21 protein-coding genes and 1 tRNA gene are annotated in these 22,161 nt (G+C 63.4%); 6 read left to right on the forward strand and 16 right to left on the reverse strand.

Annotation, left to right across the window (positions count from 1 at the left end):
* Positions 1-40 precede the first annotated feature (40 nt).
* On the forward strand, positions 41-1,609 hold the full coding sequence (locus tag JSO19_RS05050) for a hypothetical protein (protein WP_270910185.1): 1,569 nt from the start codon (positions 41-43) through the stop codon (positions 1,607-1,609).
* A gap of 3 nt (positions 1,610-1,612) precedes the next feature.
* On the opposite strand, the gene JSO19_RS05055 is transcribed toward JSO19_RS05050, so the two are convergent.
* Genes JSO19_RS05055 through JSO19_RS05065 form a run of 3 tightly spaced genes read right to left on the reverse strand, consistent with a single transcriptional unit; the run spans position 1,613 to position 4,169 of the window.
* Positions 1,613-2,548 (reverse strand): metal ABC transporter solute-binding protein, Zn/Mn family, encoded by a 936-nt coding sequence (locus JSO19_RS05055; RefSeq protein WP_270910186.1) that lies wholly within the window; start codon positions 2,546-2,548, stop codon positions 1,613-1,615.
* On the reverse strand, positions 2,545-3,402 hold the full coding sequence (locus tag JSO19_RS05060; protein WP_270910187.1) for a metal ABC transporter permease: 858 nt from the start codon (positions 3,400-3,402) through the stop codon (positions 2,545-2,547). The genes JSO19_RS05055 and JSO19_RS05060 overlap by 4 nt, the downstream gene beginning before the upstream one ends.
* The gene (locus tag JSO19_RS05065; protein WP_270910189.1) at positions 3,402-4,169 is read right to left on the reverse strand and encodes a metal ABC transporter ATP-binding protein; all 768 of its coding nucleotides are present in this window, start codon (positions 4,167-4,169) and stop codon (positions 3,402-3,404) included. Before JSO19_RS05065 ends, JSO19_RS05060 begins: the two co-directional genes overlap by 1 nt.
* Before the next feature lie 141 nt (positions 4,170-4,310).
* Here JSO19_RS05065 and JSO19_RS05070 point away from each other — a divergent pair, with 141 nt between their 5' ends.
* Positions 4,311-5,261 (forward strand): EamA family transporter, encoded by a 951-nt coding sequence (locus JSO19_RS05070; RefSeq protein WP_270910190.1) that lies wholly within the window; start codon positions 4,311-4,313, stop codon positions 5,259-5,261.
* A gap of 97 nt (positions 5,262-5,358) precedes the next feature.
* Positions 5,359-6,030 (forward strand): phosphatase PAP2 family protein, encoded by a 672-nt coding sequence (locus tag JSO19_RS05075; RefSeq protein ID WP_270910191.1) that lies wholly within the window; start codon positions 5,359-5,361, stop codon positions 6,028-6,030.
* Positions 6,031-6,039: 9 nt separating this feature from the next.
* Here JSO19_RS05075 and JSO19_RS05080 read toward each other — a convergent pair whose 3' ends face one another.
* From JSO19_RS05080 to JSO19_RS05110, 7 genes are all read right to left on the reverse strand, one after another.
* The gene (locus JSO19_RS05080) at positions 6,040-6,348 is read right to left on the reverse strand and encodes a chorismate mutase (RefSeq protein ID WP_217135787.1); all 309 of its coding nucleotides are present in this window, start codon (positions 6,346-6,348) and stop codon (positions 6,040-6,042) included.
* Between the two features lie 35 nt (positions 6,349-6,383).
* On the reverse strand, positions 6,384-7,670 hold the full coding sequence (locus JSO19_RS05085) for an adenylosuccinate synthase (RefSeq protein WP_270910193.1): 1,287 nt from the start codon (positions 7,668-7,670) through the stop codon (positions 6,384-6,386).
* A gap of 1 nt (position 7,671) precedes the next feature.
* Positions 7,672-8,088 (reverse strand): DUF3151 domain-containing protein, encoded by a 417-nt coding sequence (locus tag JSO19_RS05090; protein ID WP_270910195.1) that lies wholly within the window; start codon positions 8,086-8,088, stop codon positions 7,672-7,674.
* A 93-nt stretch (positions 8,089-8,181) separates the two neighbouring features.
* On the reverse strand, positions 8,182-8,670 hold the full coding sequence (locus JSO19_RS05095) for a YajQ family cyclic di-GMP-binding protein (protein ID WP_217135781.1): 489 nt from the start codon (positions 8,668-8,670) through the stop codon (positions 8,182-8,184).
* A 50-nt stretch (positions 8,671-8,720) separates the two neighbouring features.
* On the reverse strand, positions 8,721-9,335 hold the full coding sequence (locus JSO19_RS05100; RefSeq protein ID WP_270910197.1) for a CueP family metal-binding protein: 615 nt from the start codon (positions 9,333-9,335) through the stop codon (positions 8,721-8,723).
* A gap of 5 nt (positions 9,336-9,340) precedes the next feature.
* Positions 9,341-11,287 carry a glutamine--fructose-6-phosphate transaminase (isomerizing) gene (glmS, locus tag JSO19_RS05105; protein WP_270910198.1) on the reverse strand — a complete coding sequence of 649 codons (1,947 nt, stop codon included), beginning with the start codon at positions 11,285-11,287 and terminating at the stop codon, positions 9,341-9,343.
* Between the two features lie 135 nt (positions 11,288-11,422).
* Positions 11,423-12,619: an AI-2E family transporter gene (locus tag JSO19_RS05110; RefSeq protein WP_270910199.1), complete on the reverse strand. Its 1,197-nt coding sequence runs from the start codon at positions 12,617-12,619 to the stop codon at positions 11,423-11,425.
* Between the two features lie 232 nt (positions 12,620-12,851).
* Here JSO19_RS05110 and JSO19_RS05115 point away from each other — a divergent pair, with 232 nt between their 5' ends.
* Positions 12,852-14,303 (forward strand): amino acid permease, encoded by a 1,452-nt coding sequence (locus JSO19_RS05115; protein ID WP_270910201.1) that lies wholly within the window; start codon positions 12,852-12,854, stop codon positions 14,301-14,303.
* Between the two features lie 211 nt (positions 14,304-14,514).
* Here JSO19_RS05115 and JSO19_RS05120 read toward each other — a convergent pair whose 3' ends face one another.
* Positions 14,515-14,997: a GNAT family N-acetyltransferase gene (locus JSO19_RS05120; RefSeq protein ID WP_270910202.1), complete on the reverse strand. Its 483-nt coding sequence runs from the start codon at positions 14,995-14,997 to the stop codon at positions 14,515-14,517.
* Between the two features lie 250 nt (positions 14,998-15,247).
* On the opposite strand from JSO19_RS05120, the gene JSO19_RS05125 reads away from it, so the two are divergent.
* The gene (locus tag JSO19_RS05125; protein WP_442915703.1) at positions 15,248-16,399 is read left to right on the forward strand and encodes an IS30 family transposase; all 1,152 of its coding nucleotides are present in this window, start codon (positions 15,248-15,250) and stop codon (positions 16,397-16,399) included.
* Between the two features lie 354 nt (positions 16,400-16,753).
* Here JSO19_RS05125 and JSO19_RS05130 read toward each other — a convergent pair.
* Positions 16,754-16,838: transfer RNA gene (locus tag JSO19_RS05130), tRNA-Ser, on the reverse strand.
* A gap of 311 nt (positions 16,839-17,149) precedes the next feature.
* On the opposite strand from JSO19_RS05130, the gene JSO19_RS05135 reads away from it, so the two are divergent.
* The gene (locus JSO19_RS05135) at positions 17,150-17,779 is read left to right on the forward strand and encodes a CHAP domain-containing protein (RefSeq protein WP_270910203.1); all 630 of its coding nucleotides are present in this window, start codon (positions 17,150-17,152) and stop codon (positions 17,777-17,779) included.
* 130 nt (positions 17,780-17,909) lie between these two features.
* On the opposite strand, the gene JSO19_RS05140 is transcribed toward JSO19_RS05135, so the two are convergent.
* From JSO19_RS05140 to JSO19_RS05155, 4 genes are all read right to left on the reverse strand, one after another.
* Positions 17,910-19,148, reverse strand: a complete 1,239-nt coding sequence (locus tag JSO19_RS05140; RefSeq protein ID WP_270910204.1) for a glycosyltransferase — start codon at positions 19,146-19,148, stop codon at positions 17,910-17,912.
* 5 nt (positions 19,149-19,153) lie between these two features.
* The gene (locus tag JSO19_RS05145; protein ID WP_270910205.1) at positions 19,154-20,326 is read right to left on the reverse strand and encodes a glycosyltransferase; all 1,173 of its coding nucleotides are present in this window, start codon (positions 20,324-20,326) and stop codon (positions 19,154-19,156) included.
* 174 nt (positions 20,327-20,500) lie between these two features.
* Positions 20,501-21,685, reverse strand: a complete 1,185-nt coding sequence (locus tag JSO19_RS05150; RefSeq protein ID WP_270910207.1) for a class I SAM-dependent methyltransferase — start codon at positions 21,683-21,685, stop codon at positions 20,501-20,503.
* A complete protein-coding gene (locus tag JSO19_RS05155) occupies positions 21,664-22,101 on the reverse strand; it encodes a heat shock protein transcriptional repressor HspR (protein ID WP_217135764.1) in 438 nt (145 codons plus the stop codon). The genes JSO19_RS05150 and JSO19_RS05155 overlap by 22 nt, the downstream gene beginning before the upstream one ends.
* Between the last annotated feature and the right edge of the window lie 60 nt (positions 22,102-22,161).

Consider the following 22,161-nt stretch of genomic DNA (forward strand, 5'->3'; position numbering starts at 1 on the left):
ACATTCCGGAGAGTAGGCTGCATTTCGCTACGCTAAGCCCATGAACAGCACACGCCCCAAGCGCGACCTCCTCTGGAAGCTCTGGCCATGGATGAGCTGGGGCATCGCCCTCTTCTTTACCTTTCATGGGTTCCTGCTCGAGGGCGGGTGGGAGACGCTCTTTCTGCTGATGTTCTCGCCGCTCATCGTGCCAGCGCTCGGGCTGCTCGAGATGTTGCCCCGCTTCATCCTGCGCAAGCGCGGGCACACGGTGATTCCGGTGGCCATGGCGTGTATCGCCCCGCTGCACTGGGCGCTGTTGGTCGTTGCGGTGTTGAGCGCGCGGGGTTCGACCGACTCGGCACCAACCAGGTCGGGCCTCAGTATTCTTTCGGGCGAAGCGCTGCTGCCCGGCGTCGAGAACACGATCGGGGCGGGTGCCGCACTGCTCACGGTTGCAACCGGCATCGCCCTGCTCGTGCTCGCAATCGTGCTCAAGCCGATAGTCGCCGTTGGGGTGCCAAAGCTTCGCACCGCTCCAGCTGTCTCGGCGGCGCTCGCGGTGGCGCTTGTCATTGCCACGCCCCAAGCCGCGGTGTGGGCCACGAGCCTCAAGCGCGACGCAGCTGGCAACCGGTTTGGCCACGTCATGCAGATGCCCATCGAAGAGCAGGTCGACCTGCTCGAGAGCCGCTATCTCGAAGCGCAAGAAGAGCTGAGCGATGCCAGAGCGCTCGCGGGCGACGCTCGCTGGATCAACCCCCTGTGGCGGCTCGAAGGGCCATTATGGGGCGGCATTGAGTGGTACAGCATCGAGCTCATCTTCACGCTTCCGGGCGAGAGGTCACTCGACATCGAAGCCTTCGCCCACGATCTCGCCGCGCTCGGGTATGAGCGCGCCGGTACGCGTCACCAGTGGAGCACTCCGAAGGGCAACACCCTCGACGTCGAAGAACACACCAATGGCACCGAGCTGCGGCTCACGACCCGCGCCTGGTGGGGTGACCGCCACAAGGTGAACGAGGAGGCCCAGGCACAGGTCGACGAGATAGACGCAACTTCGTACGCACCCGACGAGTTCCCCGGGTTCCGTTCGGTCTCGGCCTCGTGGCTCGTCAGAGATTGGGACGAGATCTTGTGGACCCGTTACCTGCCGTACAACGCCGCAGAGCTCGATGAAGATGGCGGCCTCGACGCCGCGGGATTGACGCGGGCCGAGGGACTCGCGGCCGATGATCCTGAGACCCAGCAAGAGCGAGCCGAAAGCCTTCAGGGGTTCTTCGCCGATCTCACCGAGAACGTTGGCGCCGAGACCATCGCGACGCCAGAAAATGGGGGCGATCCGCTCGATTTCGATACCCCTGCCGTAAGGAGCACGTACGCCGATGGGTCGACAACCTCTGATCACTACGGCTTCATGGTCGGGCACTGCTTCGAGCAGCCCGCCGAGCCAGTCGACTGGAAGGCACTCGCGGGTTCGCTCACTGCCGAGGGGTGGCACGAGGTGCGATACGCCGAGGGCGCCCTCGCCGCAGTGCACCCGAACAAGAACATCGGGGTGGTCTACGATCACGAGGGCGCCCTGTGTGTCGCCGCGCGCACGCCCTACTGGTGGGGCGAGCTGTACTAAGCGTTACTTGCCGGTGAGCGCATCACCGAGCACGCCGAGGTTGTACTCGAGGTACCGCAGGTAGGTGTTTGCCTCGGGTGCGTCGTCGCCGCCAATCTCGTCAGAGTAGATGGGGCGGTCGAAGATGGGCACTCCAGTCTCGGCCGAGACCATCTCCATGGGGCGGCGGTCAACGTTCGATTCAACGATGAGGTTTGCCACCTTCACGCCCTTGAGCTGGTCGATGAGGGTCACGAGCTGCTGGCCCGAGCCGTTCTCATCAGTGTCGATCTCCCAGATGTAGTACTCGGTGATGTCGTACTGATCGGCAAGGTACTGGAAGGCCCGCTCGCTCGTGACGAGCACGCGCTCCTCCTCGGGAATCGCGTCGAAGGTCTCGTCGTACTCGGCCTCGATCGCGGTGAGCTTCTCGAGGTACTCGTCGGCCTGCTGTTGGTATTCGTCGGTGTGGTCGGGGTCAGCCTCGATGAGCCCGTCACGAATCGTCTCGGCCATGACGAAGCCGACGTTCGGGTCGATGAAAGCGTGCGGGTTGACCTGCGAGTCGGCTTCGCCCTCGCCGAGGTGCATCGGTTCGACGTCGCGTGATACCTCGACAACGGTGCTCTTCTCGGGTGCCGCCGAGGCCTCCATGCGTGAGAACCAGCCGGTGTCGCCACCCTCGAGGTTCAGTCCGTTATAAAAGAGCACGTCGGCCTGCGAGACCGCCTTCAGATCGTCTGGCAGCGGTTCATACTCGTGCGGATCAGTGCCCGTGGGCACGAGGTTGTGTACCTCGACGTAGTCGCCTCCGATCGACTGCACCATGTCTTCAAGAATGGTGAATGAGGTGATGACCTTGAGCTTTTCGGCCGGTTCGTCACTCTGCTCGGCATTCGCGCTGCAGCCCATGACAAAGAGCATGGGCACCGCGATGAGCGCCCCCAAGAGGCGTTTCATTGCGCCACTCCTTTTCGTTCGGTTGTTCGAATATTTCTGGTGATGATGCCCTGGCTCGGCGAGAAGAGCAACGCGAGCAGGAAGAAGAGGGTGGCCACGAGCGCGATGACGGGGCCCGAGGGCAGGTTCAGTTCGAAGCTCACGATGATGCCGACGAACGAGCTCACGGCGCCGAGGCTCGCGGCGATCACGAGCATCGCGGGCAGCCGCTTGACGAGCAGCAGGGCGGTGGCGGCCGGGGTCACGAGCAACGAGATGACGAGCACAACGCCCACGGTCTGCATTGAGGTGACGGTCACGAGCGTGAGCATGACGAGCACGAGGTACTGCAGTCGCTTCGTCTTGAAACCGTACACCTCGGCGCTCGCAGGGTCGAAGCTCGAGACGACGAGCTCTTTGTAGAGCAAGAGCACGGTAACGAGCACCACGGTACCCACGATGATCGAGACGATCATGTCTTCGGTGCGCACGGCAAGCACGTTGCCGAAGAGAATCGAGTTGAGGTCGATCGCGCTCTTGGCGTGGGCGATGAGCACGATGCCGAGCGCAAACATTGACGAGAGCATGATGCCCATGGCCGCGTCTTGCTTCACGCGGGTGCGGTTTTGAATGAACCCCACGCCGAGCGCCGCGCAGAGGCCCGCGACCATCGCGCCCCAGAAGAAGTTGATGCCCAAGAGGTACGAGACCGCGACGCCGGGCACGACCGCGTGAGAAATCGCGTCACCCATAAGGGCGAGGCCACGCAGCATGACGAGGCTGCCGATGACACCGCTAATGACGCCGGTGATGATCGAGACGACGAGGGCTTTTTGCAAGAACTCGTAGGCAAAGATATCGATGAGAAACTGCATTATGCGGCCGCACCTCCCGCCGGCGCGTGGCCTGCGCCGAGATGTGGAATGCCAAAGACTCGCTCGAGGTTGCCCGCGGTGAACGTGCTCTCGGCGGGCCCGATGGCCTGAATGCCCCGGTTGACGAGCGCGACCCAGTCGCAGTAGTCGAGCACGGTCATGAGGTCGTGGTGCACCATGACGACGGTTACGCCGCGGGCCTTGAGCCCCTTCAGCACGCTCACGATGTTGCGCTCGCTCGCGGCGTCGACGCCCTGAAATGGCTCGTCCATGATGAGCAGCTCTGGCTCTTGCACGAGCGCCCTCGCGAGCAGCACACGCTGGCGCTGGCCGCCCGAGAGCTGGCCGATGGGGCGGCCAGCGAGATCGCCCAGCTCGACGAGTTCGAGCGCCTCGCGCGCCTGCTGCTTGTGCGCCTTGCGCGGGCGCTTGACCCAACCGAGGCCCGGGTAGGTGCCCATGAGCACGACGTCGAGCACGGTGACGGGAAAGGTGGGGTCGAGCGTGAGCGACTGTGGCATGTAGGCCACCTTTGAGCGCACCGCGTCGAGGGGGCTCCCGAGAAACTCGACGTGCCCCGACGACTCTGGCAGCAGGCCAAGCGCCGCTTTGAGCAGCGTTGATTTGCCAGCACCGTTGGGCCCGACAACGCCCAACACGACGCCCCGTGGCACGTCGAATGAGACGCCGTCGAGCACGGTGTCGTGGCGGTAGGCCGCAGTGAGGTCACGAACGTGAACCGCGGGTTGCAAGATGTTTTGAGTCATGGCGAAACTTAAAGTTAGGTGCACCGAACTTTTCGGATTAGCTCCCACTGTAAATGCACTTCGCCCCATCGTCAAATTGCCCTGCGACTCTCGACAAACAACCCGATATCATGGCGATATCAGCTGTACCAAAGGAGTGCCGTGAATCGTGCCACCGTAACCGTGGGTGCCTCGCCGCTCACGGGTTTTCTTTTGGCGCTTGCTTCGGCAGGCAGCTTCGCCTTCTCGGGCATCTTCGCGAGCGCGCTCATCAGCGCCGGCTGGTCGCCAGGCGCCGCCGTCATCGCGCGCATTACCCTCGCGGCCCTCATCCTGCTTGTCCCGACCCTCATCATGATGCGCGGTAAGTGGCACCTCGTCGTGGCTGCATGGAAGCAGGTGCTGCTCTTCGGCATTCTCGCGGTCGCGGGCTGCCAGCTCGCCTTCTTTCTCGCGGTTGAGCACATCGCGCCGAGCCTCGCGCTGCTCATCGAGTTCATGGGCCCCGTGCTGCTCATGCTCTTCTTCTGGGCCCGCACCCGCATTGCCCCGCACCAGCTCACGTTGCTCGGCGCCGTCATCGCGATCGCCGGCCTCGTCACCATCTCGGGCCTCGCCGTGGGCAGCAGCCTGCACCCCCTCGGCATCTTCTTCGCGCTCATCGCGGCCGTCGGCAACGCAACCTACTTCGCAACGGGGGCCACGACCGAGCACGGCATCCCTCCTCTGCCCTTCGTCGGCATCGGGCTCGGCGTCGCGAGCGTATTTCTCATCGCAGCGAGCGCCGTGGGCGTGCTGCCCTTCACCACGTCGACCGCGCCGGTCATTCTCGCTGGCGCCGAGGTGCCGCTCTGGGTTCCCATCGCCGGCATGGCGCTCATCTCGACGGTCATCTCGTACGTGCTCGGGGTCGCAGCTTCTCGCCGGCTCGGCGCGACGGTCGCGAGTTTTACCGGCTACTCTGAGCCGCTCTTCGCCATCGCGTGGAGCATCATGCTGCTCGGCATCGCCCCAACGACAACCGAGTGGATCGGCGCCGCCCTCATCATCGGTGGCGTCGCCGCGGTGAAGGCGGGCGAGGTCGTGCGCACGCGAAGCCTGCCGAAGCTGTAGCCCGCGCTTCAGCCGCCCGTTGGCTCAGATGCTGAACCCTCCCGCCCGGTTTTAACAGCTTGCTCTGCAAAAATACGACGGGTATGCGAGGAGCACGATGAATAACACGGCACGAGAAACGCAGGGCGTTCGCTTGACCCAGAGCAGCAGTGCGCGCTCAGGGCAGGTTGCCTTGAGGGCGCTCTATGTGGTGCTGTGCCTCGCCTGCCTCGCGGCGGTTTTTGCCCTGCAGCACTTCGCCATTCACACGGCTCGAGGGCAGAGCTTCGACCAGAACATCATGACCGCGCTCAGCGAGCAGACGGGAACCGTCGCCTCGTACTTGAGGCGCGGGCTCAACACCACCGTGCCGGTCGCGGTGGGCGTGCTCGTCATCGTTGCCCTCATCGCGCTCTTCCAACGCAAGATGCGCACGCTCACCCAGGTGATCGTGGTGTTCGCGGGGGCGAACCTCACGGCTCAACTGCTCAAGCACGTGCTCATCGACCGGCCAACGCTCGTCGAGCACCTCGGGGTCTACGGCAACTCGTTTCCGTCGGGCCACGTCACGATCGCTGCGGCGGCTGCCGGAGTGCTCTTCTTCTCGACCTCGCACCGAAACGTCGCGGGAGTACTCACGGCACTCGCCGGCATCTGGGCCGTGCTCATCGGCATCGCCACGGTCGTGAGCGCGTGGCATCGCCCGAGCGACGTGCTCGGCGGCTTTCTCATCGTCGCCGCATGGGTCTTCGCCGCGCAGGCGCTGTGGGGGCCGGCTAAGTCGGCCTGATCCGCACCGCTACGCTTCGGGAACGCCCTGCTCGGCGATGCGCGTGTGGTGGTGAATCACCTCGGCGACCACGAAGTTAAACCACTTCTCAGCGAACACCGGGTCGAGGTGCGCGTCGGCCGCGAGCTCCTTCAGACGCGCCGTCTGCCGCGCCTCGCGAGCAAGGTCGGCGGGCGGCATCTGGTGCTTGGCCTTCAGCTCGCCGACCTGCTGCGTGCACCGAAACCGCTCCGCGAGCATATACATGAGCGAGGCGTCGATGTTATCGATGCTTGAGCGCAACCGCTCAAGCTCTGCCTGCGGATCGATTTCGGGCATCAGTACTCCTTATCGAGGCCAGCTACGTGACCGCTCTAGCCGAGCAGATCGTGCAGCTCAACCACCTGTTCACGCTCGGGGCCAACGCCCACTGCCGAGATGCGGGCGCCACTCATCGCTTCGAGCGCGCGAATGTACGCCTGCGCGTTCTCGGGCAGATCGGCGAACTCGCGGCAGTCAGAAATGTCTTCGTCCCAGCCGTCGAACTCTTCGTAGATCGGCTTCGCGTGGTGAAAGTCGGTCTGGTTGACGGGCATCTCGTCGTGGCGCACGCCGTTCACGTCGTAGGCGACGCACACGGGAATCTTCTTGAGACCAGAGAGCACGTCGAGCTTCGTGAGCACGAAGTCGGTCACGCCGTTGATGCGGGCCGAGTAGCGCGCGATCGGGGCGTCGTACCAGCCGCAACGACGCGGGCGGCCGGTCGTGGTGCCGAACTCGAAGCCCTGGTTGCGCAGGTAATCACCCGATTCGTCGAAGAGCTCGGTCGGGAACGGGCCCGAACCCACGCGCGTCGCGTAGGCCTTGACGACCGAGATGATGCGAGTGATCGCGTGCGGGGGCAGCCCCGAACCCGTCGATGCGCCGCCAGCGGTCGCGTTTGAAGAGGTGACGAACGGGTAGGTACCGTGGTCGATGTCGAGCATCGTTGCCTGGCCAGCCTCAAAGAGAATCGTCTTGTCGTCTTCGAGCGCGTTGTGCAGCAGCAGCCCGGTGTCGCAAACCATGGGCTCGAGCAGTTCGCGGTACGAGAGCAGCTCTTCAACAACCTCGTCGGCTTCGATGGCGCGACGGTTGTACATTTTCACGAGCATCTGGTTCTTCTGCGCGAGGGCCGCTTCGACCTTCTGGCGCAAAATACCCTCGTCGAAGATGTCCTGAATGCGAATGCCCACGCGGTTGATCTTGTCGGCGTAAGCCGGCCCGATGCCGCGACCGGTCGTGCCGATCTGGCGCTTGCCAAGGAAGCGCTCGGTGACCTTGTCGAGCGTGCGGTGGTACTGGGTGATGACGTGCGCGTTGGCGCTCACCTTGAGGCGCGAAACGTCGACACCTCGGCTGCTGAGCGCATCGAGCTCGCCCTTCAGCACCTCAATGTCGACGACAACGCCGTTGGCGATCACGGGAACAACGCCGGGCGTCAGGATGCCCGAGGGCAGCAGGTGCAGTGCATACTTCTCGTCGCCCACGACGACGGTGTGCCCTGCGTTGTTGCCGCCGTTAAACTTCACGACGTAATCAACGCGGCTACCGAGCAGGTCGGTTGCCCGGCCCTTGCCTTCGTCGCCCCACTGGGCACCGGTAATGAGAACTGCGGGCATTTCAGCCCCTTCCTTCAATGTGGGCGACCGCTTCAGGGTCAGCCCCGGTTAAAAATTCGGTGAGGCGTTCGACCTCGGTGGTCTCGCCAATGTGTGCGGCGGATCGGCGCAGTGCGTACAGCGCGCGCAGCACGCCGCGGTTCGGCTCGTGGCTCCAGGGAACGGACCCGTGGCCCTTCCACCCCGCGCGACGCAGCGCATCGAGGCCGCGGTGATAGCCCACGCGAGCAAACGCGTAGCTCTCGACCTCGCGGCCCTCGGCGTCAGCCTGGTCGGCGAGCAGCGCCCACGCGAGTGGTGACTCTGGGTGTGCTCGAACCACGCTCTCGAGAGTTTCTTCGTTCTCGAGAGCCCGTACTACGTCTACCTCGGCAGGGAGCCTCGTGGGCTCTGGGCCGAGCAAATTCTCGCCGATCACGGGCTTCAGTCTACCCGAGTACCGCGCGGCCACTCAAAAAGTTACGGCACATTGCGCGGCACCCGGGCGTTGCTCGCCGGCTCAGGCGGCGTACTACCTGAAGTTTACAAACTGAAGCGCGACGTCAATGTCGGCTTCTTTGAGCAGGGCGATGGTCGCCTGGAGGTCGTCACGGCTCTTCGAGCTGACGCGCAACTCATCACCCTGAATCTGGCTCTTGACGCCCTTCGGGCCCTCGTCGCGAATGAGCTTGTTGAGCTTCTTCGCCGATGCCTGGTCGATGCCCTCTTTAAGCTTCGACTCGATGCGGTACTCCTTGCCGCTCGCGAAGGGTTCGCCCGAGTCGAGGGTTTTCAGCGACATGCCACGGCGAATGAACTTCGACTGCAGCACGTCGAGGGCCGCGAGCGCGCGCTCCTCTGAGTTCGCCTTAATGAGAATCGTCTCGCCCGAGAGCGTGACCTCGGCGCCGACGCCCTTGAAGTCGTAGCGCTGCTCGATCTCCTTGCGCGCCTGGTTGGTCGCGTTCTCGACCTCCATGTGGTCGATCTTGCTTACTACGTCAAACGATGAATCTGCCATGCCATAACCATACGACAGATCGCAGACCCGCACAGAGCGGGTTGTCTCTACTAGCTGAGCTGCAACGTCGTGATGCAGGTCGGGTCGTCATCATCGGTTTCAACAATGATCTTGCCCGCGCCCTTCTCGCTCGTCATCGAGACCTCGTAGCTCGAGCCTCGCGACAGCCACAACCCCAGAAATCCGTTGTCGAACGTCGTCAGCCTCGTCTGCTCGACGACTTTGCCCGTCTCACGGTCGGTCACCGTCACATCGACGTCGAGGTTGCCGAACTCACCGAGGCACGTCGTGAGTGAATGGTAAAAGCACTCGTGCGTCTGGGTCGCAAAGGGCGCGATGGAGACGTAGAACGCGTCGTCGGGCATGGGCAGTACCACGACTTCTTCGCCAGGTTCGCCCGCGGCGACCGTTAGCTGCAACTCGGCTGGCGTGATCGAAGCGAAGAGGTTCTCTGGGCGATCGGCAACGGTCATCGCGTCGAGGCGCGTGATCGTCTCACGCGCATCAAGCCTCTCAAGCCCGAACGTCTCGAGCTCGGCCACAGCCTGCGGGCTCGGCCCCTCGCCAGCCTCGCCACCTGCCGCGCAACCGCTCAGGGCGAGCGCGAGGGCAGCGATAACCGCTGCGGTACGCAGCTTGATCCGCCCCGCGCTCGTCACTGTCATGCCGATTACTCTACCGTGACCGACTTCGCCAGGTTGCGAGGCTGGTCAACGTCGAGTCCCTTCGCCGCGGCGATCTCGAGAGCAAGCCACTGCAGCGGCACAATCTTCGTGAGTGACTCGGCGAGATCGGCACCCGAGGCGACGAGCTGTGGCTCCGCCGCCGAGTCGTCACCCGCGGCCCCGGCGACGCCAGCGGTCGCGGCGAGCCGCGCCACGTCTGCCTCCTGCACCGCGATGACCGCGTCGCAGGCATCGGCCGCGAGCGCGTCACCGTGACCCGCGATAGCGATCACGCGGGCGCCTCGCGCACGCACCTCTTGCACGTTCGAGAGCACCTTGGCGTGCATCAGCGGCGCGGCATCCTTCGAGGGAACAATGACCACGACGATCTGCCCCTCTTCGATAAGCGCGATAGGGCCGTGCTTGAGCTCGCCCGCCGCAAAGCCCTCTGCATGAATGTACGCGAGCTCTTTCACCTTGAGCGCCGCCTCAAGCGCTGCCGGGTAGCCGACGTTGCGGCCAAGAAAAATGATCGACGTCGTGTCGCGCAACTCGTGAGCAACCGAGCGAACCGACTCGTGCGTCTCGACCGCGAGCTTCACGAGCTCTGGCAGCGTGGCCAGCGTCGCAACCACGAGCGGGTGCGATTCGCCGCGAACCCTTGCGAGATGCAGGCCGATCAGTGCGAGCGCCGTCACCTGCGCCGTGTACGCCTTGGTCGATGCGACAGCCACCTCAGGGCCGGCATGGGTGTAGACCGTCGCGTCTGAGTCACGCGGAATCGACGCGCTCTGCGTGTTACACACCGAGATCGTTCGCGCACCGAGCGCGACCGCGTGCTTGACCGCCATGAGCGTGTCCATCGTTTCGCCCGACTGGCTCACCGAAATCACGAGCGTCTCGGGAGTAATGATCTGCTCTGAGTAGCGAAACTCGTGGCTCAGCTGCACCTCGACGGGCACCCTCGCCCAGCTCTCGATGAGGTACTTGGCAACGTGCCCCGCGTATGAGGCGGTACCACAGGCGATGACGATGATGCGCGTCACCGACCGCAGCACGTCGTCACCGAGCTCGGTCAGCTCGGGAACCTCAACGTAGGCAGCACCGTCAGCGCCTTCGTGCACGCGCCCCACGAGTGTCTGCTCGACCGCCTGAGGCTGCTCGCTGATCTCTTTGGCCATGAACGACGGCCACCCACCGCGTGTTGCCGTCGAAGCGTCCCACGACACCTCGAAGCGCTCGGGCTCTACCTCAGTGCCCGCGTAGTCGGTCACCCGAATGCCAGCGTCGGTCACCACAACGATGCGGTCGTCATCAATCACAGCGGCCCGGGTCGTCTCGCTCACAAACGCGGCGACGTCAGAACCGAGAAAGAACTCCCCCTCGCCAAAGCCAACGACGAGCGGAGAGTGGTGCTTTGCGGCAACGATCGTTCCCGGCTCGCCCCGGTGAATCGCGAGCAGCGTGTACGTGCCGCGAAGCCTCGGCACGACGAGCCGAAAGGCGCTCTCAAGCGAACCGGTCTCAGCGACGGCCCTGCCGACGAGCTGAGCGACCACCTCGGTGTCGGTCTCGCTCACGAGACGCACCCCGGCGGTCACGAGCTCTTCGCGCAGCTCGGCATAGTTCTCGACGATGCCATTGTGAATGAGGGCGACCCTGCCGCTCTTATCGAGATGGGGGTGCGCATTTTCATCGGTGGGCCCGCCGTGGGTCGCCCACCGGGTGTGCCCAATACCTGCGCTTGCAGCGGGCAGCGGGTAGGCCTCGAGTGCTTCCTTGAGCACGCGCAGTTTGCCCGCACGCTTCTCAAGCGCGATTGGTTCGCCGGGATCCTCGGGCACAACGGCGATGCCGGCCGAGTCGTAGCCGCGGTACTCCAGTCGTTCGAGACCGGGCAGCAGCCGTTCAACCGTGTTTTTCGGACCTACGTAACCTACGATTCCACACATGAAAAAAGCGTATTGCGTGAACCCACTTCCCCGCCGAAAATTCGGGGCCAGGGGCAAAAGTTCACAGTAAATGCGAAGTTTTCTTGGCCCCCGGCCCCAGTTCGTGCGGTGATGAGGCCCCGACGGCCCTCAGCGCTACTTGAACTCTTGTTCTTCTTCCGGCTGCTTTCTCGCCCAGTTCGCGGGCTTGTCGCTGCCATCCCAGACCTGAATCACGCCCCACGCGACGGCCGTGATGGGCACCGAAAGCACCGCGCCGAGCACGCCGCCGAGCAGCGTACCAATGGTCAACGCGACCAAGATCACGAGCGGGTGCAGCTTCAGCGTGCGGCCCATGAGCACCGGCTGCAAGAAGTTGCCCTCGAGCTGGTTCACACCGATCACAATGGCGACGACGATGAGCGCGTCAACGAGGCCGTTCGACACGAGCGCGACGAGCGCCGCGAGAATGCCTGCGAGCGTCGCGCCAACGAGCGGAATGAATGAGAGGAAGAATACGAGCACGCCAAGCGGCAGCGCCAGGGGAACCCCCACGATGGCGAGGCCGATACCGATACCGACGGCGTCAACCGCGGCAACGGTCGCCGTGCCTCGCACGTACGAGCCGAGCGTGCTCACGGCCTTGTCGCCCACGCGGTGCGCACGCTCACGCTGCGAGCCGCGGAACGGGCGGATCAGGAACAGCCAGATCTGCGGGCCGTCTTTCAGGAAGAAAAAGAGAATGACGACCATGAGCACGAGGCTCGTGATGAATGAGGTCACGGCGCCGACGCCAGCGAGCGCTCCCGAACCGAACGAGGCACTCGTCACAAAGTCCATGACCGTGTCTTGGAAGTCTTTAATCTGCTGGTCGGTCGGGGCAAACGGCAGGTCCTGAACCCAGGCCATGACCTGCTCCCAGCCCTCGGTCGCCTGGTCGACGAGCTGGTCTGACTCCTCTTTCACAGCCCAGACCATGAGCCAGCCGACCATGCCGAACACACACACGACGACGGCCAGCACGATCAGGGTCGCGAGCAGGCTCGGCACGCCCTTGCCGCGCATCCAGCGCATGACCGGGGCGAAGGCACTCGCGAAGATGAGCGCGAGCAGCACGGGAATCACGACCATCGTGAGCGCGTGCAGCCCAAAGATGAGGCCGAAGAGCAAGGTCACGATCACGATGGTTTGCACCGCGCGGGTCGCGAACACCCCAAAGCTGTCGGCCCACAGCGCCCCCACGCTCGGTTTCTTCTCGGTCACCTCTTGTGCCTCATTCGCGACATCTTTCACGGCCTGCTGCACCGCTGCGCGTTCGTGCCTCCGGCGCGACGCGCCCTTGCTCAACCACATCCTGTGCTCCTCCCCTGCCCGAAACCTGGCCAGTATTTTGCCCATTATCGCGCATGTACGTGCGCGTTCGCAGGGCACCGAAGCAATGGTTACCGTTTCTTCACTCGCTTCCTTTTCTCAGAATGCGCTCACAACGGTTAGACTTTCCTACGTTTGTTTCACGCAACCGGACTCAAACGAGCAACGTGGCCCATCCTGAGCCGCGTAAGACAGTATTTCTGGAGTAACTCACGTGTCTGCACCGACAGAACCAGCATCAGAGCAGCAGCTACAACGCGGCCTGCATAATCGCCACCTGCAACTCATCGCGATCGGCGGAGCCATTGGAACGGGGCTGTTCCTCGGCTCGGGCAAGGTCATCAGCCTGACCGGCCCGTCGATCCTCTTTATCTACGCCGTCATCGGCTGCATGATGTTCTTCATCATGCGAGCACTCGGCGAGATCCTGCTCTCGAACCTCAACTACAAGACCTTCGGCGACATCGCCAAAGACCTCATCGGCCCAGGCGCGGGCTTTATCGTGTCGTGGACGTACTGGCTCACCTGGGTCGTCATCTGCGTCGCCGATATCGTCGCGATCACCGGCTACGTCACGTACATTAACGCGTCGATTCCCACGTGGATCCCCGCCCTCGTCGCCGCTTTCGCCCTTCTCCTGCTCAATTTGCAGCCGGTCAAGTTCTTCGGCGAGTTCGAGTTCTGGTTCTCACTCATCAAGATCATCGCAATTCTCGCGCTCATCGTCACCGGTATCGTGCTGCTCGTCACGGGCTTCCATAACCCCGACACCGGCACCGCAGCCTCGCTGACGAACCTCTGGTCAGACGGCGGGCTCTTCCCGTTCGGTGCCTCAGGGTTCCTGCTCGGGTTCCAGCTCGGCATCTTCTCGTTCATTGGCGTCGAGCTCATCGGTACCGCTGCGGCCGAGACCGCCGATCCGCATAAAAACCTGCCGAAGGCAATCAACTCGATCGTGCTTCGCGTACTCATCTTCTACATCGGCGCGCTCACCGTCATCATGGCAATCACGCCGTGGCGAGAACTCGACCCCGAGGCGAGCCCATTCGTCACGACCTTCGCCTACGCGGGCTTCGGCGTCGCGGCGATGGCGATCAACATCGTCGTGCTCACCTCGGCGGCCTCGAGCGCGAACTCGGGCTTCTACTCGGGCACCCGCATGATGTTCGCCCTCGCAAAAGACGGCCACTCGCCCAAGCGCTTCGGCATCGTCGACGAGCGTGGCGTGCCCCGCCAGGCCGTCTTCTTCTCGGCGGTGTTCCTCTTTACTGCGATCCCGCTGCTGCTCGCCGGCGACACCGTCATGGAGGCCTTCACCTTCGTCACCTCGGTCGCCTCGGCCTTCATCATCTTCATCTGGAGCATGATCGTCGTGAGCTACATTCGTTACTCGCGCATGCACCCCGAGCGCCACGAGGCCTCAAAGTTCAAGATGCCGCTGCACAAGATCATGCCGTGGGTCATTCTCGCGTTCTTCGCGTTCATCGCGTTCACGCTCCTGCTCGCCGAAGACACCCGCATGCCGCTGCTCTGCACCCCCGTCTGGTTCGCCATCATCATCACGATGTGGCAGTTGCGCAAGCGCAAGCTCACCCGCGAGGGCAGGCCACTCACGCAGGCCGTGACGCTGCCCGGCTACGGCGAGGACGAAGAGGGCAAGCACTAGTTGCTGCTGCGGCTGCGGCGCGCTCCTTGACGCGCGCTGCACACGATGCGGGGCCCCGGCGACTGGTTCGCTGGGGCCCGTTGCCGTGTGCGGGAGTGTCTTCGGGCGTTACCTGACGGGGCTTGGCTGCGGGGCTTGGCGGCCGAGCGCTAGCCGTGAGGCTTGGCTTGCGGGGCTTGGCTGCGCGCACGCTCGCGCTTCTCGGCCGGGATCAAGCGCGAACCGGGTCGCGACGCATCGGCACGTGGGCAATCCCGTCTTCGAGAAACGTTTCGCCGTCGCGCACGAAACCGTAGCGGCCGTACCAGCCCTCGAGCGGTTCCTGTGCGTCGAGCACGATGGGCAGCGCGGTTTCCTGCGAGGGCGCTTCGGGGGTCGCCGTCTCAAGGGTCGTCGCTTCGAGGGAGAACTCGAGCATGCGGCCGGCAACGCCCAGGCCCCGAACGCTCGGGTGTGCTGCGACTCGGCCGATCCGCAGGGCTTCAGGGTCGCGCAGAATGCGCAGCGTCGCGACGAGCGTTCCGCACTCGGTCACCCACACCTGTTTACTCTCGGGCTCGAGGTCGCGCCCATCGAGCTCCGGGTAGGCGCATGCTTGTTCAACGACAAAAATGTCGGTGCGCAGCCGCAGGACCTCGTACAGGGTCTCGGGAGTCATACTGCTCAGGTGACCGATGTGCATCTCGTAAGTCATATCTCTGTTGTAGCAGTGCGCGGGGTCGGGAGCGAGTAGCCGCCCTGTCGGGGCACGGTTTCTCGGAGTTTCCCGGACTTTCTCGACTTTCTCCCGGTTACTCGCTACGTTTCTCGCGCGCCGGCCCTCGCCCAGGCTTCAAGCCCGCCGCGTGGTCAAAAAGTGTCGATTCTGCTCCGCGGGTTCTAACGGTGGTTGCAACACCCGAGACAATACAAGGGTGGACACTGACATGAAGTTCTCAAGGAACATGCTTGCTGAGCATGTGAACACGATCTGGGATATGCGAGCTGCTGGCTTCACCGCACGAGAGATTGGTGAACGGGTAGACAAGAGCGAAGCCGCGATCTTGTCACATATTCATTCGCAGGGCGGGGTGAGACCCCGAAGAGTAGCCCGGGTGTCGTCGTTATCGTTCGAGGAGCGTATCGAGATTCAGGCGTTATGGACGGCAAAGGCTGGGATTCGTGAGATCGCGAGGAAGTTGGGGCGTGCCCCGTCAACAGTGAGTCGTGAGATTCGGCGGAACGCGTTCTTTTCTTCTGAACGGGCTCGTAGGCCGAGGTATCGGGCAACACAGGCACAATCGCAAACGTTTCAGCGCGCCCGCAGACCGAAACCGTCGAAGCTGGTAACGAATCCGCGGTTACGGCGTTTTGTGGAGGCTGAACTATCGTTGAAGCGGTCACCGGAACAGGTTGTGGGCAGGCTACAGCGCGAGTTTCCGGATCAGCCGGAGATGCGAGTGTCACACGAAACGATCTATCAAGCGATCTATCTCCTTGCCAGGGGTGGGCTCAAACGCGAGCTTGAGGTTCGGGTTCGTACGGGGAGGAAGATCCGACACAGTCACCGTTCTGGCCAGTCTAGGCAGGGCCGAATTGCTGGGATGGTGAACATTGTTGACCGTCCCGCAGAAGCACTTGATCGGGCTGTTCCTGGGCATTGGGAAGGTGACTTAATTATCGGGAAAGATGGCAAGAGCGCTATCGGGACGGTCGTTGAACGCCACTCGAACTATCTATTCCTTGTTTGGTTAGACCCCTCGTTACCGCGGGTAGAAGCAGTCACTGAGGGGCTTATCGCGAAGATGAAAGAGTTACCTGATGTGCTTCGTCGGACTCTCACCTGGGACCAGGGCAAAGAGATGAGTAAGCATCAAGAAGTCGCTATGGGAGCTGATATTGATGTGTTCTTTTGCGACCCGCACTCGCCCTGGCAGCGGCCGACGAATGAGAACACGAATGGGTTACTGCGGGAGTATTTCCCCAAGGGCACTGATCTGAGTGTGTTCAGTCAGGCAGATCTCGATTATGTTGAGTGGGAGATGAACGACCGGCCCCGGAAACGGTTAGCGTTCGCGAAGCCGGCCGAGGTCATCGAAGAGATACTGTTGCGCTGACCGCTAGAAACCGCCTCGAATTTTCGACACTTTTTGACCACACGAAGGAAGAAAGTGACCACACGGTGCACGGGTAGCCCTGCGAGGGGAGAATCTCGAGGGTGGCGTTCGGATATCGAACCCCTGGTCGAGAAAGCGCACAGTTTGAGCACACGAAGGGACCGCACGCACCCGAGCTCTCCCTCAGGACGGTGACCGGGGCTAGGAGGCAGGGCTCTCGCACACTTGCACCTGCCCCGCACCTAACAGCCACCAGTACACCTGCAGTACATAAGCAAGCACAGAAGTGAAGCACCCACAAAGAGCGAAAAAGCCCCAAATCCCGCGCAACGAGCGCGAGCTTTGGGGCCACCGCGGAGGATGAGGGATTTGAACCCTCGAGGGCGTGAACCCAACACGCGTTCCAGGCGTGCGCCATAGGCCGCTAGGCGAATCCTCCCGAACCGATGCGAGCACCGGTACCTGAGCCATAGTACCCGATCGGCAAGCGCCCTGTCTGGGCCGCGCGTCAAGGGCCGCAAGCAGGCACCGAGCCGGGCACCGAAGCCGGCCGCGAAGCCACCGATGCCAGCGTGGAAACAGCCAAACGAGCACGGGGCCGGCAATTCGGGTAAGATAGTGAGGTCGCAATGCATGCGGCCAAACCCTGTGAGTTTCATCGACAACTTGCTTTATAACGGTACGGTAACGCATACTAGGGAAGGTTCAATTTACTTGGACTTTTCTTGTTGGCAACCGAAGGAACAACTTTTGAAGCAACAGACTGGTAAGACATTCATTGTCTCCCTCGTCTCACTACTGACGGTTTCTCTCGGCGCTACACCAGCTCTCGCTTCTCCCATGGAGCCAGCAACGAGCGCTGAGGTGCTCGCATCAATCGGCCAACAGCTCAACACCGAGGCGTCGCTCACGCAGTCACACGACCTCGAGACCATGCTTGAAGTTGTCGACATCGATTCAGCCCCAAGCCACGGCTACAACGTCGAAGCGACGATCGCAGCGGCAGAGGCAGAGATCGGCACGAGCCGCCCCACCGGCTGGAGCCAGCCAGGCGAATGCATCATTTCAGCGAAGCGCTGGGTGCACGCAGGCGGCGGCCAGTGGACCGGCAGCGGATCACCCGTTTCAAACTATGTTGGCGCAGCTCGCCTCACTCTCGACATGGTCGAGCCCGGCGACATCATCCAGTACGAAAACCTGCAGGCCCCCAACGCGTGGGTCATGGGCGTTCACACCGTGCTCGTTACCGAGGTCAACGATGACGGCACCTTCACGATCATCGAGTCGAACAACCCATACGGTTCAGGTCTTGTGACGAAGAAAGAGAACTGGACTCCGATTCCTCCGGCAGGCTTCCAGGCCGTGCCCTGGCGCTTCTAGGCCGCTTCCGTTTCTCACGCAGGCGGCAGCGCCTAAGCTGTGTAGCGCCTAAGCCGCACAGCGCCTGAGCCGCGCAACACCTGAAACGCGCAGCACTTGAGCCGCGCAGCACTTGAGCCGCGCAGCGCCGCTAAACGCCTTCGCATACCGCCCGGTACAGCTCGAGCATCTCTTCGGTGCGGCTTGACTGGCGCATGCCCTCGGTGAGCAGCTCAGGCACGCGTGTCGCGCCCGGGGCGCCAGCGGCGATCTCTGCCACGGCGGTCGTGAGAACCGCGGCGAGCTCTGGGGCCGATCCGCTGGGTTCGATCCACGCCGGGGCAACGTCGACCGCAGACGCAATGTTGGCGTCGCAGAAAATCGTCGGGGTGCCGAGGAGCGCGGCTTCGTAGGGGGTCATTCCCTGGGTTTCGAAGCCCCGCGAGGTTTGCACGAGCACGTCGGCACGATAGATCTCGGCGAGCGTTTGCGCATGCGAGAGGGCACCTGTGAAGGTCACGAGATCTCCCAGCGAGTGCTCACGCACAAAGCGCACCGCCTGGTCGTACTGCAGGCCCGCGCCCACGACCACGAGGTGCGCACGGCCACCCGCCGCAACAAACATGCTGAAGGCCTCAAGCATTTCAGTGAGACGCTTCTCGGGGCTCATGCGCCCGCACCACAGCACGCGCACGCCCGGGCCGCGCGAGAAGCCCTCGGCCTTGACCTCGTCGATGAGGTCATCGTGCACCCCGGTCGCGATGATCGCGAAGGGGCCGGGAACGCCAGCGCGCTCAAGGTCGCCCGCGAAGTGTCGCGAGGGCGCCACGACCGCGTTTGAGTCGGCGGCGAGCTGCGCGAGGTAGGCCCAGCCTCCGCGGGGTTTCGGGTGACGAGCGGTCGCGGCGTCACGGCCCGGCCAGCGGGGCCTGCCCAGCACGCAGCGTCGCACCGCGCGCAACGCCCAGAACACCGCGGGCGCGAAGGGCGTCACGGCCCGCGTTCCGGCGTCAAGATTATTGTGCATCGTGTTGACCGCGCGCACGTTCAACCGTCTCGCAAGCTGGTAGCCGATGAGCGCACCCCAAAAGTCGCCTTGCACGTGCACGAGGGTGACGGGAGGCAAGGATTCGAGGCGCGCGAGCACCCGTAGCACCGAGGCGCGCCCCGGCCAGCTCGCGCCGTAGCTTTTGTCGCGCGTGATGGGCATTGCTGGGAGTTCAATGACGCCTGGCGTCGTGGTCTTCGCCGTTCCCGGGTTCAGGAGCCTTGGCGCGACAATCGTGACGCGGTGCCCGGCGCGTTCGAGAAAGGTCTGTTGCACCCGAATCGACACCTGAGCGCCCCCGATGGTGTCGGGGTGCTGGTCGGTGACGATCAGAATGTGCACGGGCGTTACTCGCCCCGGTACATGCGTTCGAAGGTGTCGAGGGTTGTCGAAATGTCGTGGGCCTTGACCATCTCGAGCGACGAGCGCTGCATCGCCTCGAATTCGGGCTGGTCGAGACGCAGAATCTCGGTGATGCGCGCTGCGAGTTGCCGGTCATCGCCCGGGGTGAAGAGGTACCCGTTCTTGCCCACCTCGACGAGGTGTGGCAGTGCCATAGCGTCGGCCGCGATGATTGGGAGCCCCGAGGCCATGGCCTCGAGCGTCGCGATCGACTGTAGTTCGGCAATTGACGCGATGGTAAAGATCGACGCGTTCGTGAGCGTGAGCCGCAGTTCGTCGTCGGGCAACAGGCCGTGCCACACGACCCGATCAGCGACGCCGAGCTCGTTTGCCAGCGCCGTGAGGGGCTCGCGCTGGTCGCCGCCGCCAACGATGTCGAAGTGCACGTTGAGGTCTTCGGGAATGTGCGTGAGCGAACGCAGAATCGTGTCGATCTGCTTCTCTTGGTTGAGACGGCCGACAAAGACGATGCGCTGCGAGGTGCGCGGCTCAAAGTTTGCGCGGTACTTCGCCTGGTCAATGCCACAGCTCACGGGCACCACACCGCGACGCGAGGTGTTGCGCTCGAGAAAATCGGCGGCCTTGCGAGTTGGCGTCGTGACCTCTTGGGCGAGTGAGAGCACCCTCCCCTCGTCCCACCACGCCCACTTGAGCAGCGGAACGCTGAAAAACTTGGGAGTGTTCGGGTCGAGAATGTTCTCGGGCATGATGTGGTTTGTCGCGAGCAGGCGAATGCCGCGTGTGTGCGCCTCGCGAGCGAGCCCCCTGCCGATGAGCAGGTGCGACTGAATGTGCACCGCGTCGGGCTGCACAGTATCAATCACGCGCTTGGCCTCACGCTTCGCACGCCACGGAAACACGAAGCGAACCCACTCGTGCCCCCAGAGCTTCTGGCTCTTGATGCGGTGCACGGGAAGTTCGACTCCCTCGATTGTTTCGTAGTGCACGCCGGGCCGCACGCCCTTCGGTGCTGGGGCCATGAGGTGCACCTCGACGCCGCGCTCGTGCAAGCCGGCCGCGAGTCGCTCGGTAAAGCGCGCAGCGCCGTTGACGTCGGGGGTCAGCGTGTCACAACCGATAAGCACCCGCAGCGGGCGGTCGGTGGGTAAAGCGGCCAAAAATTTCTCCTGCACTAGGCTACTGAATCGTTTTCAGTGTAGTTCGGTGGCACTGGTTTCACGTCGAAAAGTGCACCGACCAGCCATTCTTGGTACCTAGGTACTAGCGATCTTCGGGCTGCCTCATACTCGCGGATGACGGCATGGCCGAAAGTGAGACCGAAGCCTCACTCTTCAACGCTTCGTTGCCCGCACAACGGTGAACGAGCGGTCTCTCGCTACCTGCTGTGTTGGGCCTATTTCACGTTCAATAACGGCGCGATGCCCTAAGTGTGAATTATAGACGACCAGTATGGTTGCCCCCTCAGCCAGTGCCCTCACGGCTCCCCTGATGAGGGTTCTGGCGATCTCCTCCGAAACTACCTGGCCGGCGTGAAACGGTGGGTTCACGAGCATGAGCTCTGCCCAGCCGTCGCCGACCGCCTCGGCTCCGTCGGCGCGCGTGACCGTCACTCTGTCGCTGACCCCGGCCCACCTGGCGGTCGCGTTCGTCGCGTTGACCGCGGCCCACGACTGGTCGGTCGCGTGCACCTGTGCAGTCGGCCTAGCGAGGGCTGCAGCGACTGCGAGCGAGCCGTTACCGCAGCCGAGGTCGACGATGCGGGTGGCCTCTGGCGCGATCTCTGGGAGGTGTCTCAGCAGCAACCGGCTCCCGTGGTCGAGTGTTGGCCCACCGAAGGTTGCCCCGTATGCGTGCAGTGCAAACGGCAGGTCGGCATCGACCCCCGTCACCGGAAACGGCGGATCGGCCGGGTCATCGACGGGTCCCGTCGCGATGAGCAGTCGCGACTTTCTCTCGGCGCGTTCGGCCTGCACCGTGGTGAAGAATCGGGAGAGTACCTCGTTTTGTGCGAGGGTCATGTGTTTCACTCGCCCGCCGGCGATGAGCGTGGCCTCGGGGTCGGCGTTCGTCGCAACCCAGTAGGCGATCTCGGCGAGTTCGTCGAGTGATTTGGGGAGCTGCAGGAGCACGGTCTTCGCGCCTTTGACGAGGTCACGGCCAAGCTCCTCACGGGTGAAGGGGAACTCGCCCTCGAGCCCAAGCCTTGCCGCGTTGCACATGAGCGCACGCTCGTTGAGCAGGGTGTCCTGAAACACTCGCACCCCGGTGAGGCCGTGCCCGCCCTGCTCCTGGGGCAGCACGAGGCTGAGGGTTATGGCACCGTGGCGTTCGCCGATGACAACGGTGTCACCGGGCTTCTCGCCAGAAAAGTTGTCCCGCAGTTCAGCTGCTCGCCGGACGAGCAGTTGGTCGGTTGCGTCATACGCAATGAGGTCGTGAGCCTCAAGGTCAGGCTCGCGCCGCAGCGCTTCGTAGTCAATCGTCACGGCTACGCTCACCCGCGGTCGGGTCGCCATACAACGACCTCGGCGCGACGCTGCGTTCGGGTGCCGCGCCTGAGCGTGACGACCTCACCCTCTGAACCGGCGGCAAACACACGCCGTTCTGGGTGTTTCAGCATCTCGCGTGCGAGCGCCTGTTCGAGCTCGCGAACCCGCTCTTCGAGGCCGCGAACCTTATCGTTGAGCTGCAGTACCCGGCGAATACCCTCGAGGCTGAGCCCCTCAGCCGAGTAGCTCGCAACCTGCCGCAGTCGCTCAATATCGTGCAGGCTGTAGCGCCTTGTTCCGCCGCTTGTGCGACCGGGAACAACGAGACCAATACGGTCATACTGGCGCAGTGTCTGGGGGTGCATTTCAGCGAGCTCTGCAGCAGCACCGACGGCAAACACGGGGCTGTATTTATCGACCACGAGTTTTTTACGCTGTGCCATGGTGCACCTCCCTTACGTGTGTGGTGTCGGTGGCCCTTACGGGAGGGCCACCGACAGTGG

It is taken from the genome of Leucobacter sp. UCMA 4100, from assembly GCF_027853335.1.
In the GTDB taxonomy this organism is placed as follows: domain Bacteria; phylum Actinomycetota; class Actinomycetes; order Actinomycetales; family Microbacteriaceae; genus Leucobacter_A.